The 19,486-nt window shown below is 36.7% G+C and carries 12 protein-coding genes; all 12 read right to left on the bottom strand.

All coding sequences use genetic code 11. The features are described 5' to 3' along the window. Positions 1-100: 100 nt before the first annotated feature. Entirely contained in the window at positions 101-1,660 is a 1,560-nt protein-coding gene (locus tag H6X70_RS00545) for a SwmB domain-containing protein (RefSeq protein WP_194765726.1), read from the bottom strand. A 10-nt stretch (positions 1,661-1,670) separates the two neighbouring features. Then, the gene (locus tag H6X70_RS00540) at positions 1,671-3,398 is read right to left on the bottom strand and encodes a RagB/SusD family nutrient uptake outer membrane protein (RefSeq protein WP_194765725.1); all 1,728 of its coding nucleotides are present in this window, start codon (positions 3,396-3,398) and stop codon (positions 1,671-1,673) included. A gap of 19 nt (positions 3,399-3,417) precedes the next feature. Beyond that, positions 3,418-6,426 carry a SusC/RagA family TonB-linked outer membrane protein gene (locus H6X70_RS00535; RefSeq protein ID WP_228530220.1) on the bottom strand — a complete coding sequence of 1,003 codons (3,009 nt, stop codon included), beginning with the start codon at positions 6,424-6,426 and terminating at the stop codon, positions 3,418-3,420. 1,107 nt (positions 6,427-7,533) lie between these two features. Beyond that, the gene (locus H6X70_RS00530) at positions 7,534-8,763 is read right to left on the bottom strand and encodes a glycoside hydrolase family 117 protein (RefSeq protein WP_194765723.1); all 1,230 of its coding nucleotides are present in this window, start codon (positions 8,761-8,763) and stop codon (positions 7,534-7,536) included. 21 nt (positions 8,764-8,784) lie between these two features. Further along, entirely contained in the window at positions 8,785-9,816 is a 1,032-nt protein-coding gene (locus H6X70_RS00525) for an L-rhamnose/proton symporter RhaT (RefSeq protein ID WP_194765722.1), read from the bottom strand. A 41-nt stretch (positions 9,817-9,857) separates the two neighbouring features. Then, positions 9,858-10,904, bottom strand: a complete 1,047-nt coding sequence (locus H6X70_RS00520; protein ID WP_194765721.1) for an aldose epimerase family protein — start codon at positions 10,902-10,904, stop codon at positions 9,858-9,860. Between the two features lie 9 nt (positions 10,905-10,913). Next, the gene (locus tag H6X70_RS00515; RefSeq protein ID WP_194765720.1) at positions 10,914-12,008 is read right to left on the bottom strand and encodes a mandelate racemase/muconate lactonizing enzyme family protein; all 1,095 of its coding nucleotides are present in this window, start codon (positions 12,006-12,008) and stop codon (positions 10,914-10,916) included. Positions 12,009-12,022: 14 nt separating this feature from the next. Then, positions 12,023-14,206: a glycoside hydrolase family 3 C-terminal domain-containing protein gene (locus H6X70_RS00510; protein WP_194765719.1), complete on the bottom strand. Its 2,184-nt coding sequence runs from the start codon at positions 14,204-14,206 to the stop codon at positions 12,023-12,025. Positions 14,207-14,211: 5 nt separating this feature from the next. Then, positions 14,212-15,786 carry a sulfatase family protein gene (locus tag H6X70_RS00505; RefSeq protein WP_194765718.1) on the bottom strand — a complete coding sequence of 525 codons (1,575 nt, stop codon included), beginning with the start codon at positions 15,784-15,786 and terminating at the stop codon, positions 14,212-14,214. A gap of 16 nt (positions 15,787-15,802) precedes the next feature. Beyond that, positions 15,803-17,257 carry an aldehyde dehydrogenase gene (aldA, locus tag H6X70_RS00500; protein ID WP_228530219.1) on the bottom strand — a complete coding sequence of 485 codons (1,455 nt, stop codon included), beginning with the start codon at positions 17,255-17,257 and terminating at the stop codon, positions 15,803-15,805. An 18-nt stretch (positions 17,258-17,275) separates the two neighbouring features. Continuing rightward, positions 17,276-18,679: a sulfatase gene (locus H6X70_RS00495; RefSeq protein WP_194765717.1), complete on the bottom strand. Its 1,404-nt coding sequence runs from the start codon at positions 18,677-18,679 to the stop codon at positions 17,276-17,278. A 22-nt stretch (positions 18,680-18,701) separates the two neighbouring features. Continuing rightward, positions 18,702-19,466 carry an SDR family NAD(P)-dependent oxidoreductase gene (locus tag H6X70_RS00490; RefSeq protein ID WP_174545283.1) on the bottom strand — a complete coding sequence of 255 codons (765 nt, stop codon included), beginning with the start codon at positions 19,464-19,466 and terminating at the stop codon, positions 18,702-18,704. Positions 19,467-19,486: the final 20 nt, after the last annotated feature.

The following is a 19,486-nucleotide window of genomic DNA, read 5'->3' as shown; positions in this document are numbered from 1 at the left end:
TTATTTAAACGAACATCAAAAATCAACAAAAAAATAATCCCAAGAAACCTAAGTCTCTTGGGATTTTAAAACAAACATTTTCTTAATAAACTAAACTAAATTAAGGTCTTAAATTCGCTTCAATTAAAGTTAAATTATCCATGTAAAACTTAAGCGCTTGAGGGTTATTTTGGTTGTCCCCTCTAATATTTATAGCTTTCTCTCCAGAGTCAAAAAACGATACAATTTGTGAGCTGTATACCCATTGACCTACTTGGTAATCTACAGTAAATGTAGGGTTCCCTCCTACAGACCAATCGGTACCTGGGTTCCAATAAAAACGCACATCTGGAGGGTTAACACCATCAAGTATAGTTCCTAGAGATTCTACATAAATCCAAACCCCTAACTCGTAAGATTTCCCAGCTTCAACGTTAAACTTTGCTGGAATACCGGCAGCATCATTCTGACCTACAATCATACCACCACCTGGATTAACTACCACATAAGCACTTTTATCGCCATCGTAGGCCTGTGCTTCACTAATGTTTAACGTATAATTATCCCAAGGTGCTCCCCATCCTCTGTATTTCCAATCGGTATCCATAGTTGTTTCAAACCCATAATCGAAAACACCATTGTCAAATATATTTTTTCCTACAAAAACTAATGGTTCGTCTATTAAAGCTTCTGCTTTAACACCATCTAAAGTGGTTAAATTACCTGGTGTGTAAGACACGGTTATCGTATCATCATTATAGATAGCTTCGTTATCTAAAGTTAATAACACACGTGTACCTTCACTTTCGTTAATAGTTGCCGTAGCCACAGAAGGTGTTAAAATCGTTCCTTTGTTATCAATAGTTACACTAAAATCTGCAGCATTTAAAGTAGCAGGATCCATTTCTCTACTAAAATCTAAAGCTATTGACTCACCATCATTAAAAACACCATCTAAAGTTACAGGGTCTGTAGAAGGCACTACTTTAATAAAGTTCTCTAAGCTTAATAAAGCCTCTCCAAATGGACGTTCTCTACCTGCAGAAAGTTCTAGATTAAAAGTCCCCATTTTTTTATACTTCACATCGATAGTCTCTGTATTCTCTACTGTCTCAGGAGTTCCACCGTCGAAAGTCCAAAGCGTATTTTGTGGACCACCAGCAATAGCATAGGTATATCGCACAGAACGACTAGCTTCTAAAACATTTTCCGCTTTATCTGAAATGTTTAAGTCTGCACCTAATGTACCATCTGGATTAATATAATTTGCTTTTATAGAAATATTCAATGGTTCAAATACAGTAACTACAATAGTAGTATCCAGTTCTTTTCCCATTAAAGTCTCATCTACATAAGCATCCTTTTTAAAGACTTGATGTAGTTTAACATCATATTGTCCAGATTTATTAAAGTAGGCTTTAACAATATCGTCACTAGAAGTTCCATTTTTTACACTAGTAATGTTTTCAGGAAACGTCCAAGTACGTGAGCTTACTCCTGGTGAAACATCTCCGAATGTAATATAATTACCAACCTCGATTTGATTATCAAAATCCATTTGGCTTGTATAAATCACCCTTTGGCTTGGCTCCTGCAAATTTAATTCATCATCCTCATTACATGCTGTAAAACCTAAGACAGCAAGAAATAAGTATTTCGCTATATTTTTATTTAATTTCATAATTTTTGGTTTAGTTGTTTAACATGTCGTTAATTTCTACTTCTTGTGCAGGTATAGGGAAATAATCATGTACTGATGATTGATAATTCACACTAGACAAGTTAAAATCTGGTCTTATACGTTCTGCTATAAACAAAGGTGCTATTCCTCCTGTTGAGATTTCTAAGGCAGCGGTATTTTCTTGTCTCCATACTTCGTCGGCCCGCAATTCATCAAACACTTGTTTTACAATTCCCCAACGTACAAGATCCTTCCAACGGTGCCCTTCGAAAGCTAATTCTAATGGACGTTCAACACGTTGAATGTGAGTTAACACGTTTTCTTTAGTAGGCGCTACTAATGGCTGTGTTGTATGCACTTGCTTACTAATATGTAATTGTGGAAATTCTCCAGCATATAAAGTCATATATTGTTGCAACGTAATAACACCAGCACGTGCTCTTACCATATCTATATATTTAATCGCTTCATTAACATCACCCGTACTTTGTAGCACAGCTTCTGCATACATTAAATAAACATCGGCTAAACGTATGTGTCTGAAGTTAATACCAGAACGGCTATTAGCATCTTCCTGAGGTAAATGATACCAATTGGTATGCTTTTTAATGTAGGCACTTTGTCCAAAAGCCCATCCACCACGGTCTCCAATAGGTAATAAATAATAATCGGTTTCTCCGTTTATAGGTGCTATACTAGACGATAAACGCTTAGAATGCATATTTCCATTATTAATAGAGTTTTGATCATCCACTTCATCATTCACGTACAATTCATGTAAATAATAAGAAGGTAAAAGCGTATTGTAAGCACCAAAACTTAGTTGTCCTAATGCCGTAGCAATAGCTGTAGCTTCAGCACCTGTTTCATTCACATTATCATCTACAATTGCACCGTTTGCTCCTGGGTTTGCATCAGCATTATAAGCTACTTCTAAAATAGACTCTTCATTAAACTCATTCACATCAGTAAAATTATCCATAATATCTGGTGTTAAAGCATAGATACCAGAATCGATAACTTCTTTAAAGAATGAAGCTGCTTCGATATATTTTTCATCATATAAATACACTTTTCCTAATAAACTTGTTGCAGTACCCCAAGTCATTCTCCCTGAACTTCCAGTTGGCCAACTTTCTGGTAAGTTTGCTTTTGCAAAGTTTAAATCTGGAATAATAATTTGATTTGTAACTTCATCAATAGAACTAAAAGGTTTTTGAAAATCTTCTTGTGTTTCAGCGATATTGGTATGAATTACAGCACCTCCATAAGAATGCGCCAACTGAAAGTAAAAAAAGGCTCTTAAGCAACGTGCTTGGGCTTCAATACTTACCTTTTCACCATCTTCAAACTGAACATCTTCTGTATGAAGTTTTTGAATTACTTGATTGGCTCTAAAAATTCCAATATAAAGCTCGTTCCACTTTTCTCTAACATAATCACTACCGTCATTATATGTTAAGTTTCTGAAGGCAAACGGACGGTACCATGATTCTGTACCTCCAATATCTCCCATAATCATTTCTGAAACTAACCCAGTACCGCTAACACTTTGAAACTGTAAAGCGCCATACACGGTATTTAGACCTGTTTGAAATTGATTTGAAGTTTTCCAAAACGTTTCCGTTGTAATGGTATTCGGATTGGTTTGATCTAGAAATGAATCTTCGTTACAACCTAATAGCATTGAAAAGCCAACCATAGGAAGTAGCATATATTTTTTTATAGTATTTTTCATGTTTATAATCTTTTTCACATTAAAAGTTAAATTGTACACCAAGAATAAATCGACGTGTTACTGGGTAATTTCCACGATCTACACCACGTGTAAATATTCCATCTCCACCAACTTCCGGATCGTACCCTGTATAGTTTGTGAATGTAAATGGGTTCATTGCTGTAAAATAAACTCTAGCACGCTTTAAGATATTGGTATCTTGTAGTGGTACTGTATAACCTAAAGTGATGTTTCTAATTCTGAAATAAGAACCATCTTCTAAAAAGTAATCTGATCTTGCTCTTACGTTGTTATGATATGCACTTTCTCTATCTGTAGGCACATTAGAACCGGCATTTTGAGGCGACCACATATAGTATTGTTCCTGATGTCTACCTTGTGTATAAGCATATAAACGTGCCCCGTTATATATTTCTGCTCCTTGAGAGAAATAGGTTTGCGCATATAAATCGAAACCTTTGTAATCTAGGTTAAAGTTGAAACCCATTTCGTACTCTGCTTGTCCTGAACCAGAATATACACGGTCATTATCATTAATTACACCATCACCATTTTCATCAACATACATCATATCTCCAATTTGAGCACTTGCTTCAATTTTTCTATACTCTGCTAATTGCTCATCGGTTTTAATAATACCTGCATGCTGTACTAAGAAAAATGCACCTGCTTCGTAGCCTTTCGCTAAATAAGTTGTGTAATCAATATTTTCACCTAACGACACTACAGGACGACCATTACCGTAACCACGTTCAACACCGTTTAAGTCGGTTACTTCGTTTTTATTTTTAGTAAACGTAGCGGCTAAATTATATTTTAAGCCTCCAGAAGTTTCATTTTTATAAGACATCGCTAACTCCACACCACGGTTTACCATATCACCAGCATTGGTTGTACGTACATCGTAAACTCCTAAAGCTCTTGTGTGATAAGTTCCAGATGATGGTGGTAAACGCTCTTCAATAAGCATATCTTCTTTCTTAGTTTCATAAATATCAGCAGTAAAGCTTAAACGGTTTTTAAACATGTTTAAATCGATACCGATGTTTGAAGAAATACTTGTTTCCCATTTGATGTTAGGATCAGCATAACGTCTTTGGATGGCACCAACAGCTAATTCCTCGTTAGGTCCAAACGGATAATTAATACCACTTTCTATTTGTGAAGAATATGAATACGGTGGTATACTTTGGTTACCAACTTCAGCCCAACTGGCTCTTAACTTTAAGCTGCTAATCGCATCAACATTAAAGAAATTTTCTTCACTAATGTTCCAACCTGCAGAGAATCCCATAAAGTCACCATAACGGTTAGATGGCGCAAAATTTGAAGATCCATCACGTCTGTAACTTGCAGAGAATAAATAACGCTCGTCGTAGTTGTATTGTAATCTTACTAACTTACCAGTTAAGTTGTTTACAAAATCGTAACTACTTGGCTTAGTAGCCTCGACTCCCGCTCCTAGAACTGGCGTATCGTTACTTAACAAGCCTATTACGCCTGTACTTAATGTTTTGGATGTAAATTCCTCATAACTTAATACCCCTAATAAGTTGATATTATGTTTTCCGAAACTTTTGTTGTATTTAAATAAGTTTTCTAAAACACGACGCTGAGTAAAAATAAAATCTTCATCTAGCATAGCATCTGGTCTAGAAGCAGTTGGGTTATAATTACCCTGATAATCATTCACCAAATACTGTGGCCTAAAAAATTTACGTGCATAATTCCAGGTATTCATACCTAAATTAGCTTGATAACTAAAGCCGTCAAAAAATTCATACTCTAAGTTCACAGCAATGTTGGTGCTATTTACTTCACGATCGTCTTGATTCTGCAACTCTCTTGATAAATAACTGTAAAGAATAGCATTACGAACAGGAATATCTACTGTATTTTCCCCTGAACTTTTAATTTGATTGATTGCAGGCTGCCAAGGTCTTTGAGAAATCGCATACTCGTATAAGGCCCATGGTTCTTGTTCTCTATTTTCTTGCGAGATTGCCAAACTAGCAAAAGCTCTAAATTTACCTTTAGTGAACTGCCCATTTAAACGTGTACTTAAACGGTTGAAGCCCGAATTAATTAAAACACCATCTTGATTAAAATAATCGGCACTTAAATTCATAGTTAAGTTATCCGATCCGCCAGAAACACCTAAACTATAATTTTGAATACCAGCATTGTTATTTTGAACATCGCCAACAAAATCAGTATCATAATCCAATGCGTCTGGATTAAAGAAAAAGATTAAAGGCTCTCTACCTAATGCTTCAAGCTTTACTTTCTCGGCATACATTTGTTGTTTTGTATTCATTAAAGGGGTACCAGAAGTAATGTTTTGAATACCTCCATAAGTACTAAAGTTTACTTTTAACTCACCCTTCGAACCTTTTTTAGTCGTAATGATAATTACACCATTGGAAGCTCTTGTCCCGTAAACCGCAGCTGCAGCACCATCTTTTAAGATGTCTATTTTCTCAATTTGCTCTGTTGGAATGTTCGGGTTTCCTTGAAAAGGCACACCATCAACTACATATAAAGGTCCTAAAGCGGTATTACTAACAGATCCTAAACCTCTAATTTGGATGTTTGCAGCCTCACCTGGTCTACCACTACTAGATTGCACATTTACACCAGCTACTTGTCCTTGAATAGATTCTCCCAAATCGGCTACTGGTGCTTTAGCAATAACATCTGAAGTTACTAAACCAACAGCTCCTGTTACTTCTTTCTTCTTTTGTGTACCGTAACCAACTACGACAACTTCTTCTAAGCTTTGTGCATCTGGCTCTAAGCTTACATTTAAGAATGTTTGATTAGTTAATGTGATTTCTTGAGCTTTGTAACCTAAAAATGAAAATACTAGTGTATTACCAGAACTCGCATCTATTGTAAAAACACCATCGAAATCTGTAGCAGCTCCCGTATTTGTGCCTTTAATTATAATGGCAACACCTGGCAAAGGCACGCCATTTTCGTCTAATACTTTTCCGCTAACACCTTCTTGAGCGAAAGCATTAGTCATTGTTAGTAGCAAGAACGAACAAACCAGTAAAAATCTGTTCCTCCAAAGTTTTTGTTTTTGTTTCATATTGATTTAATTAGAATAGTTAGTTATTGTTTCTCTTTTAGAATTGAAACATTAGATTTTACCTAATTGATAATTACTAATGCGGTTTGTTAACAATTCTTTAAATTAACTGATGCTAATTTATAAATACATCAATAGGACACATTAAATTGATACTAGACTTAAACTAGACAAACACTAAAAAGACTGATATACAAGGGTTTATATCGTGTATTTAAGCCGATATGTACAGTTATATCGAGTGAAAATCTATTAAAATGAACAAAAATTCTGGGAATATTTTTAAGCAACCCCTAACCACACACATTTTTTTACACTTTATTTTTTAATTTTCAATCATATACACATAAACAATAACAACAATTTAACAAATTCAACAAAATAGCTCTCGATTTATAGTAAAATCATAAAACCACAGTCCTTTAAATTTAATAAATTTTAACAAAAACTGCTAATAGACCATGCTAATGGTTATTGAAGATTTAAAAAACCATCTATATCATGTTCAGTTTCTATTATTATCCTAATTAAGAAATAAAGTACTGCTTCATGATAGCTTGTTTGGTAATTCAAAGTAATATGGAAACAATAAGGTATATAAAAATTATATGTAAAAACTTACATTTAACAGGTAAAATATAATTTGTAACGCTATATAGCATGCTTAAAGGATACAATACTGAAATTCATTCTGAATGAAAACAACATGACATCTAAAAAAAGTGATTAGTCCGCATATATAGAACTAAGAATAAAATCTGTTGAATATTTTGACGCTATTGAGGTTGAGAGAAGATCATGTAAAAACCTCAGAAAAGCAATACTGTATATAAGACTATGTTATTTCTACACTGTCGTTTTATCATTAATTTAAATTTCGATGAAATGAAGAACACACTACAAACAGTATTTCAAAAGATAAAAAAACAACCAAAGTATATAAAAATTAAGAGGGATTATTATCTATACAGGTCACTTTTTTAAATAAAAAAAAACCTTCTAAAATGAATTAGAAGGCCTTTAATCAAGTGTTAATTATAACTATTTACTACTACTTTCTCCTTTAGCAACATGAGTTGTTTTTCTATGCGACTCAAAACGCATAATACTTTGATAATCGTAAGAATTATAAATATGTGATAAGCCCCAACGTAAAATTTCTGTTGGTTCTTTTTCTACTTCTGCCGTTCTATTTAATCCAATAGCGTGTGCATTTACTCCTGGAATTACCGACATAATTTCGAAGTTTATACCATCTTCCGCCCATTGAATGGTATTTTTCTCAGGACCATCGGTTGTAATTAATGAAGCAATACCGCCATTGTAAGGCCATACACAAATTTCATGACCACTATTACTAATTGGGTTATACGGTGATTTTACATAAGGTCCTTTAGGATTATCGGCAATAGCCACACCATGACGAATTTGACGTCCGCCAAAAGTAATCGCTTCACCCATTTGTTCACCTTTATAATACAAGTAGAATTTCCCTTTGTAAGGAATAATACAAGGATCGTGTACTTTATGACTATCGAAATCTCCTTTTTTCTCTACTAAAAATCTGTTTTGCTCAGTTCCTTTCCAAACCCCATTATCTGCAGGACTTAAAATTGGCTCTTCACTTTTGGTCCAAGGCCCATTTGGTGAATTCGACCAAGCTAAACCTACTTGATTTTTAACACGCACATTGTAAGGTGACTTCACGGTCTGGTAACATAAGTAGTACATACCATCGTGTTCCATAATTTCTACAGTAAATACCGAACGGTCGTCGTAACTACCTTTTTCTCCTCTTGATACTGCCATACCTTCTTCTTTCCATGTCCAACCATCTTCTGAAGTGGCATACCAAATATCACATCGATCCCATGGGAATACTTTATCATTTTCAATATCTCCCGCAAAACCATCTGTTTTTCCTGTAGATTTTGAATACCACACATAGTATTTCCCGTCATGCTTAATCATCGCACTTGGGTCACGACGCACCACACCTTCTTCATATGCTAAATCTCCTTTTAAAGGTTTTAATGGTGAAAACTCAATAAACCATTCATTGCCTAAATCGGTTGGCCATTGTAAAGCTCTTTTTGAAGCAGCACTAAGGTGATTGGCATCGGTGATTCCTAAAAAGTCAATTTGTGCCTCTGTTGGCGTTGTGTCTGCTGCTTTGGTTTCTTCAGTTTTTTGATGGTTCTCTGGTTTCTGATTACAAGCACTCATCATAAGTATTAAAGCTAATACGGTTAAATTTATTTTATGTCTCATGTTAATATATAGTTTTTAAATTTATAAAAAAGCAATGATTAATACACCAATTATCATGGCTGCTAATCCCAAATATAAAGCTGATTTTGCTTTTACGGGTGCCCCTTTCCATTCGTGAGCAAATACCCCTGCGGTTACTGCTGTTACTACCGACAAGGTATTGAAAATAGCATAACCAATAGACCCGCCTTCACTACCTAAAACAAAGGAAGAATAGGCAAATACGATTGAGGCCGCAAAATTTAAGGCTGCCATAAGCCCGGTTAAACTGATGTTTTTTCCAGCTTCTGGTACTTTAAAACTGCCCCACAGTTTCTTTTTGCTTAACATAATAACGAAGTACGGTACCACAAAAACACCACCAGATACATACACGATAAACATAGAAGCTACAGATGTTAACCAAGCCGCATTGCCTTGGGCTACAACCATGTCGCTAATAATATTTTTAGCCACTTCACCTTCGTGTGTAATTTCTAAAGCCACATTAAAACCAGTACATAGAACACCACCAATTATGGCAATTATAATACCTGTAAGCATGGAACCATCATAAGTTTTATTGCCATCGGTATTCTCTTTAGCCGAACGCAATATTCCTGCTCTACCGTTTAACATGATACCAGTAAAAATGATGAGGATGCCTACTAAAATGGTTATGATTTTCGTTCTATTGATACCTCCGGTTTCTAACTCTGGAAGACCAGACAGTCCCCATGGTAATAAGGAACCAACAACGATAATAGTGCCTATAAAAATGGAAAAACCCAATGACATTCCTATATAGTTGATGGCCTTTCCCCAAAGCATCATACCTACACCCCATAAGAATCCTGGAATTAACATTTTTAGGAGTACTGGAGCTCCCACATCGGTTAGCACTTGACTAAAGTTATTAATCATAGAAAAGGCTACCACAAATGGTATAACCCATAACATAAATAAGTAACATAAGCCCCATGCATTTTCGAAGGCATAGTTTTTTATGTATTTTTCAGGCATGGCCCAAAAGCCGAGCATAATGCCCGCGGTAATCGCTAATAAAATTCCCATAGTTTAATTTATTAAGTTAATGGTTTAATTGGTTCTTGTTTCTACCACCCAAATTTAAAAATGGTGGTACTTTTAAAGGTGTCGCCAGCCTTGGTTACAGACTTTGGAGCCCCCTCAATGTTTGGTCCGTTTGGATAGCGGTGTGTTTCGCAACAAAATCCGCGGTATTTTCCAAATTTCTGACCGTTTTCACGTTGTAAATCGTCTGATGTGTATTTGCCCGTGTACAGTAGCATACAAGGCTCGGTGGTGTACACATCTAAACGTCTTTTTGTATTTGGATCTGTTATAGATGCCGTGTGTTTTAACTTAGAATCGTCGGCATCAAAAATGTAAAAATGCTCGAAACCATCGTTCATTTGTTTATGCACATCGCCAATAACTTTTCCGTCTCTTAAATCGTCGGCTTCACCTTCTACATTTAAAATCTCGCCTGTAGCAGCTCCAGTTTCATCGGTTGCCAAGCGTTTATCGGAAAACACTTTGGCGATATGATTTTCTATATTTTCTGAAAAACCAGATAAGTTAAAGTAGGTATGATTGGTTAACGACAATGGTGTGTCTTGATCTGGCGTTCCTTCATACTGAATCGTTAATTCGTTATTGTTATTAAGTGTAAAGCTTACTGAAACATTTACATTCCCCGGAAACCCTTCTTCTAAATCCTGACTTAACAAAGTCATTTTAATGGCTGAAGCATCTTTAGTATCGACTAAGGAAGCCTCCCATATTTTTTTATCGAAGCCTTCAACACCACCATGTAAATTATTATCGCCTGCGTTTTTTGCCAACTGAAATGTTTTTCCGTTTAAGGAAAATTCAGCATTTTTTATTTGTGAGCAATAACGTCCAACAGTGCCTCCAAAATAAGGCGAATTGTTTTTATAAGCTTCAGAAAAATAACTCTCTAAAGTATCAAAACCACAAGTGATGGTTTCAATGGTTCCGTTAGCTTTAGGCACTTTTATAGAAGTGATTGTCGCGCCGTAATTGGTTATTTTTACTTCAACACCATTGGCGTTTGATAAAGTAAACAACGCAATATCTTGATCTTTTAATTGTCCGAAATTCGTTTTTGATATCTTCATAAGTAGGGTTTAGTTTTGTTCGTACGGACTTAACTTTTCCCAGTTGAAAACAACACCAACACCTGGATAATCTGGTGCTACGGCACGGTGATTCTCCACCACTAAAGGTCTAGTAGTATATTGGTCTATCGGGAAACTATGCACTTCTAACCAACCTGAATTTGGTTGTGCAGAAACTAAACTTACATGTAATTCTTGCATCCCATGCGAGCAAGCTGGAATACCATGTTTATCGGCTAATCTAGCTGCTGCTAACCATCCCGTAACCCCACCACAATTGGAAGCATCGGGTTGTACAAAAGATAGTTTTGATTGCTCCATAGCATACTCAAACTCGTGAATGGTATGTAAATTTTCACCCATAGCTAAAGGAAATCCTGTAGCATCAACAATTTCGGCGTAGCCTTTATAGTTATCTGGAATAATAGGCTCTTCAAACCAAGTAATATTTTGGTCTTTAAATCCTTCAATAGCTTTAATAGCTTGCTCTACGGTCATCGAATAATTCGCATCTACCATAAAGGTTACATCTGGTCCAATATATTCGCGAACCGCTTTGATACGCTCTAAATCTTCCTCTAAATTTTCACGTCCGATTTTAATTTTTACGGCATTAAATCCGCTTTCCAAATAACCTTTCATATTACTTAAAAGCTTCTCAATTGGAAACATTAAATCGATACCACCGCAATAGGCTTTACAAGTATTTCCAGCGCCACCAGCCATTTTCCAAAGTGGTTGTCCTGCTTTTTTACAACGAATATCCCATAAAGCAATATCCACTGCTGAAATCGCAAAAGAAGCGATCCCACCACGACCTACATAATGAATGTGCCATTCTAAGAAATCGTAAATACCTTCTACATCGGTACCATCTTTACCAATTAAAGCTTCAGTAAAATCGTGTTCTACCATGGCCTTAATGGCAAATCCGCCTTTTCCGCCGGTGTAAGTATATCCTGTGCCCTCAGTACCATCTTCTAAAGTGATGGTAACGGTTACCAATTCAAAATGGTAGTGATCCCCATGTTTAGCGTCGGACATTACCTCTGGCAAAGGCACAGTGAATAATCTTGTTTTTATGGTTGCTATTTTTGTACTCATAATTTTATGCTTTTTTAATGTAATTTAATCCCAAATTCAACCGGTTTTGAAGCGCCTAGCTTAGCACTACGCTCGCTTGGCAAGGCATTAGAAATCGCAATTTTATGCCGTCCTTTTAGCCATGCTTTTTTGCCTTCTAAATCGGTTTGATAAAAATCTTTATCGGTTAAAGTAAATGTCAATTCTTGTGACGCATTAGGTTTCAAGGCAATTCTTTTGAAGGCTTTTAAGGCATATTTTGGAAGAAAACCATTGTCGTCTTCAGGAATTAAATAAACCTGTACTACATCTTCTAAATAGATATCACTTTGATTTTTTACGTTAATTGAAAATGAAACCTCTTCCCCTTTTTTAATCGTTTTAGACTTTGGCGAAACGGCTTCAAATGAAATTTTACCATAACTCAATCCAAAACCAAAAGGATACATCGGTTCTTTTTCCATGTATTTATACGTACGTCCTTTCATGCTATAATCATCGAAAGGCGGTAATTGCTCCACGTTTTTAGGAAATGTAATAGGTAAATGCCCTGAAGGTGATACATCTCCAAAAATAACATCGGCCACCGCGTTTCCGCCTTGTTCGCCAGGGTACCACATTAAAACTATGGCATCTACATAAGGCTCTACTTCTTCTAAAGACACCGGACTTCCTGTACCTAGAACAAGAATTAACGGTCCCTTTTTGTTTTTACTGACATCTTTTATGTAGTCGATTTGACTTTGCGGTAATTTTAAATCTTGCCGATCGCCTTTATGTTGCGAGGCAATAGCATCGACTTCTTCGCCTTCAATTTCGTTTGAAATTCCAGCAACTAAAATGGTAGCATCAACGGTTTTTGGTACTTGAACTGCCCAATTTAAAGGGTTTAAATTATTTTGAAAAGGTAAAACACCAAGACGGTATTCTACGGAAGTGCCTAGTGACACCTTATCGGCAACACCTTCTAAAACGGTTACCATATTTGGAGACATCCCGTAATAATTCGCGATTAAAATTTCGGTTGAAGCTGCGAATGATCCTGTAACATACAGGGATTTTATATTTTTATCTAATGGTAAAACGTTGTTCTCATTTTTCAATAAAACGATTGATTGTTGAGACGCTTTACGCGCGATATTTTTATGCTTTTCGGAGTTGATAACTTCCGTTCCCAGTTTGGTATACGGGTTACTAGCATCAGAATCAAAAAAGCCTAGTTTAAAACGGATTAAGAATAATTTTCGTAAACGCTCATCAATCAAATCTTCAGAGATAAGTCCTTTTTTAACGGCAGTTGCTAACTTTTGGTAAACCCATCCGCAGTTTAAATTCACCCCAGCCAACATGGCAAGTGCAGCTGCTTCTTCTTGAGTTTTTGCTTTTTTATGACCTTTCATAATATCGCCCAAAGCCCCACAATCGGAAACAATATAACCGTTGAAACCCCAAGCTTTCTTCAAGGTTTCATCCAATAAAAACGTACTACTTGTTGAAGGCTCGCCGTAAACAGCGTTGTAAGCGCCCATAACCCCTTGTACATGACCTTCTTTCACCAAAGCTTCAAAGGCAGGGAAATAGGTTTCATACAAATCTAATTTGGAAGGATTGGCATTGAAACTATGACGTAAAGCTTCCGGACCAGAATGCACTGCAAAATGTTTAGCACAAGCGGTCGATTTAAAATACTTCTCATTATCGCCTTGTAAACCTTCAACAAAGGCTACGCCTATTTTAGAAGTTAAAAACGGATCTTCACCATAGGTTTCTTGTCCGCGACCCCAACGCGGATCTCTAAAAATATTCACATTTGGCGACCAATAGGTTAAACCGGCATACATACCACGATTACCAATCGATTTTGATACTTGAAATTTTGCCCGACCTTCATCTGAAATCGCATTAGCAACTTCCTTAATTAATTCTGGGTTAAACGTGGCGCCCATGGCAATCCCTTGTGGAAAAATAGTAGCTTTTCCGTTTCGGGCAACCCCATGTAAGGCTTCATTCCACCAGTTATATTCAGGAATTCCTAAACGTGTTATGGCTGGAGAGTCTGACATAAATTGACTGCATTTCTCCTCTAAAGTCATAGCATCAAGCAAGGCGTCTACCCTTTTATCAAAAGGAAGCGCTTCATCAAACCAAACAAAAGATTGCTGGCTATTTGCTTGAAACAGACTTATAAAAAGACTTAAAATGAAGACAGATTTACGCATAAATTTTATTTTAATTCTAAATCTTCAATGTTTGAATAGGCATTGCCACGCTTTGCATTGAAATGCTCAACCATCAGTTTTAACTGTTCTGGGTTGGATTCTGCTAGGTTTTTTTGCTGACCAGAATCTGTTTTCAGATTATACAATTGATATTCTGGAGCAATCCCGATTTCTATTTGAACATCTTCATAATAACTTTTGCCTTCGTATGGAGGTATCATAATCCAATCGCCTTCACGATACGCAGTTCTAGTATTCGCTTCTAAAATTAAAGACTCACGTCCCTTTTGACTTTCGCCTAAAAATGCTTTTAAAATATCTTCGCTATCTGAAGGTTTCATCTCTCCATGGATTAATGTTGCAAAAGAGGCCATTAAATCCACCTGACATACTAAAGCATCAGACACTTGTGGTTTAATTTTTCCTTCCCAATAGGTAATGAATGGTACATGCGTACCTGCTTCAAACAAACTGTATTTTCCGCCACGTAAGCCACCTTTTGGATCGTGATCTCCTAGTTTTTCAACCGCATCATCTTCATAGCCATCATTTAAAACAGGGCCATTATCACTTGAAAAAACGATTAAAGTGTTTTCTAAAAGTCCTTCAGATTTAAGGGTATTTATAAATTCACCAATAACCCAATCCGCTTCTAAAATCACATCGCCGCGAGGCCCTAAACCAGATTTTCCTTCAAAACGCGGATGAGGCGTTCTAGGCACATGCGGTTGTTGTAGGGCGTAATACAAGAAAAAAGGTTGATCTTTATGGTTTTTCACGTAGGTCTGTGCCTTCTCTAAAAAGTGATCGGCCATATCGATATCTTTCCACTTGGCTGCTTCACCACCTTTCATATAACCAATTCTAGGAATACCGTTTACGAGGCTGTTGTTATGTCCATGATGCCATTTCATTTTAAGCATTTCAGGGTTTGAAATTGCTGTTGGCTCGCCTTCAAAGTTTTTATTATAATTCACTTCAATAGGATCGTTTGGATCTAATCCAATCACATCACCGTTTTCAATATACACCGTTGGTACGCGGTCTTGAGTCGCTGCCATAATGTATGAATAATCAAATCCTACTTCGTTAGGACTCGGTGAAATGTGTTTATTCCAATCGACATGCCCAGAACCTAAACCTAAATGCCATTTCCCTACAACGGCTGTTTCATAACCTTTAGATTTAAAAAGTTTTGGAAGTGTTTCCTGAGTAGTCGAAATTAATAAAGGTGCCGTTCCCGGAAGGATTTTAGCATCCTTATTACGCCAAGGATACACCCCAGTTAATATGCCATAACGGCTTGGTGTACACGTTGCAGAGGTTGCATAACCATTAGTAAAGCGTACACCACCGTTAGCCAATTTATCTATATTTGGTGTTTGTAAAGCCGTTGCACCGTAGCAACTTAAATCGCCATACCCTAAATCGTCTAAATAAATAACCACCACATTAGGTTGTGTTATGGTTTTTTCAGCTTTAATTTCAGCTTGTTTTTTATCGCTTTTACAATGTATAAAAGTGATGCTTAACACCGCTAAAAGGAGGTATTTGAATTTATTCGGATTAGGGAAAATCATAATATTGACGTTTTAATTAAGCTTTATGTTTAATGTAGAATGTTTTCTTTTCTAAATACTGTTCGAAACCGTATTTACCATCTTCACCACCAGAACCTGATAATTTATATCCGTTATGGAAACCTTGATGTTGTTCACCATGTCCTCTATTTACATAGATTTCACCGTATTCTAACTCATCATTACACTTCATAATGGTGTTCATATCGTTAGTGAAAACCATGGCTGCTAAACCGTATTCACAGTCGTTTGCATAACCAATAACTTCTTCAAAAGAAGCGAATTTAAGTACTGGTAAAATAGGTCCGAATGACTCTTCATGAACAATCGTCATATCCTGTGTTACATTGGTTAAAACCGTTGGTTCGAACCAGAAACCTTTTTCAAATTGAGCGCCTTCAGGACGTTTTCCTCCTGTTGCTACTGTAGCGCCTTCTTCAATAGAAACGGCCACTAAATGCTCCATGTGCTTTAATTCTGAACCGTTTACTTTTGGCCCCATATCGGTTTCTTCTAGCATCGGATCTCCCACTTTTAAAGTTTTCACTTTAGCAATGAATTTTTCCATAAACACATCGTAAATACCTTCATACACATACATACGTTCGTTACAGGTACATACTTGTCCGCAGTTATCAAAACGAGAATGTAAAGCCGCTTCAACTGCTGCATCGATATCGGCATCTTCAAACACGATAAATGGTGCTTTTCCACCCAATTCTAATTGAACATGTGTTAAGTTATTCGCTGCTAATCTTGCGATTTGCTGTCCTACAGGCGTAGACCCTGTCATGGTTACCATTTTGGTAATTGGATTTTCCACTAAAGCATTCCCCATAACACGACCTGGGCCGGTAAGGATGTTGATAACACCAGCTGGAATCCCTACTTTGTTAGCTAAAGTTCCTAATTCTAAAGTTGCTAAAGGCGTTTCGGAAGTTGGCTTAATAACAATCGTATTTCCTGCCACTAAAGCAGGACCTAATTTACGACCAGCTAGAGCTAATGGGAAATTCCAAGCGGTAATGGCAACAACCACACCACGAGGTACTTTTTGAATCCAAATTTGCTCATTAGGGTTGTCTGAAGGAATGATATCCCCTTCAATACGACGTGCACCTTCACAAGCATATCTAATAAATGAAGCCGTAACAGAAACTTCAAAACGGGCTACCTTTAGAAGTTTTCCTTGCTCTTTAGTTAATAAATTGGCTAAATATTCGTTATTAGCGTCTATTTCATCCGCCAATTTATATAATAATTCAGCACGCTTACGCGCTGGTAATTTTTTCCACTCTTTTTGAGCTTTATCGGCAGCTTCTAAAGCTTCATTAGCTTCTTCGGCAGTCCCGTTTTGTACGCGCGCAACAACTTCTTCAGTTGATGGGCTTACAATATCAATCGTTTCTCCTGATGTTGATGTTCTCCATTCTCCGTTAATGAATAACTGATAGTCTTTTATTTTTGTCATAATTAACCGTTTTAATTATTAGTTTCTGTATTTATCTAATCGCTCTATGGCGTCTTTTTCATATTGATGTTTTAGCATCCAACGTGGGCGTTCCAAAGACACTTCCCATTCAAAAAATTGTTTATATAAGTCGTTTACAATGTCTGGATGCGTTGTCGCTAAATTGTTAACTTCCGATTCATCTTCAGCTAAATTGTACAATTCTACAGGGCGATCTGGATAACGAATTAATTTCCAATCCTGATGTCTAATGGCTCCTCTAACCTCTTTCTTCCAATACAATGTTTCGTGTGGTCTCGATTTGTTTTCCCCTGTTACGAAAGGCAACAGATTAACACCATCTAAACCTGCAATTTGCTTCTCATTTCCTCCTGCTAGATTGTAAAACGTAGGAAATAAATCTAAGGTGCTTATTGGGTATTGGAAAATTGTATGCTTGTGTTGTTGATTTGGTAAGGCCATTAAAAATGGTACGCGAATACCGCCTTCCAAATGATTGGCTTTTGTACCGCCTAAAGGTTTATTTAAAGACGCATTGGTATCTGAAGGACCGCCATTATCATTGGTAAAAACAATAATGGTGTTATCTCGTAAACCTAGCTCGTCTAATTTATCGAATACTTTTCCGCAGGCACGATCTAAAGCCAAGGTCATAGCTGCTAAAGTTTTTCGTTTGCCTTTTAACTTTGGAAACTTTTTTAAATCGTCTGGATGCGCTTCCATGGGTGTATGCACCGCATTAAAAGACAAATAGACAAAAAATGGTTGTGCTTTGTTTTCTTCAATAAATTGAACCGTTTCATGAGCCAAGGCATCGGTTAGATACTGTTTAGACTCTTCAAAAGTGCCAAAACCACGTTCCATGCGGTCTTCTTTTCTAGAGTTTTTATTATTCTCGTCAAACGCGTAATAACTTCTCGCGCCACCCCTAAATCCGTAAAAGGTATCGAAACCGCGTTTTGTTGGATGAAAACGGTCGGCGTTGCCCATGTGCCATTTTCCGAATAAAGCCGTTTTATAACCTTGTTCCTTAAGGTATTCTGAAATTAATTTTTGATCAAGTGGTAAGCCCATATCATCGCCTGTAGTTCCAGAAGCACTCATGTAGCCAGGCACATTGTTTTCTTCGTAACCAAAACGTTGTTGGTATTTCCCGGTTAAAATCCCGGCTCTTGAAGGACCGCAAACCGCAGCAGATACGTAAGCTTGGGTAAAGCGAATGCTTTGTTCAGCCAGCTTATCTAAGTTTGGAGTTTTGAATTCCTTACTGCCTTGAAAACCAAAATCGGCATAACCCGCATCATCAGATAAGATGAATATGATATTAGGCTGATTTTGACCATATACAAATGAAAACACTCCAAAAATAAACGCTGTTAAAATTGGAAATTTATAAGGTATTATGTTTAGAGTGTTTTTCATATTTATTTAATTGTGGAATCCATTAGCGTCCCATCCAACCGCCGTCTACCAATACGATAGAACCGTTCATGTAGCTAGCAGCTTCTGAAGCTAGGAATACGGTTGGACCAGCAAAATCTTCTGGTTTCCCCCAACGTCCCGCTGGAATACGTGATAAAATGGACTCTGCACGCGCTGGATCGTTTCTTAAAGCTTCAGTATTATCTGTAGCGATATATCCTGGAGCAATAGCGTTTACATTCACACCTTTTCCTGCCCATTCGTTAGCAAAAGCCATGGTTAACTGACCAATGGCACCTTTACTAGCCGCATATCCTGGTACGGTAATCCCACCTTGGAAGGTTAATAATGAAGCTGTGAAAATGATTTTTCCAGCACCTCTAGCTACCATTTCTTTACCGATTTCGCGAGTTAAAATGAATTGTGCATTTTGATTTACCTCAATCACTTTATCCCACATCTCATCTGGATGTTCTGCAGCTGGCGTTCTTAAAATAGTTCCTGCATTGTTTACTAAAATGTCAATTTGTGGATGATCGGCTTTAGCAGCTTCAATAAATTTATAAAGCGATTTTCTATCTGAAAAGTCACATTGGTATGCCGAGAATTTTTTTCCTCTAGCTTCCACTTCTTTAGCGACATCACTTCCCGATAATTCTAAAGATGCCGAAACACCAATAATATTTGCACCAGCTTCGGCCAAACCAATAGCCATAGCTTTACCAATTCCTCTTTTACAACCTGTAACTAAAGCTGTTTTTCCTTCTAAACTGAATGTATTTAAAATGCTCATTTTTATTTATTTTT

This window comes from Tamlana sp. I1 (assembly GCF_015355625.1).
GTDB lineage: Bacteria > Bacteroidota > Bacteroidia > Flavobacteriales > Flavobacteriaceae > Pseudotamlana.
This window is presented reverse-complemented; position numbering and strand designations above follow the sequence as displayed.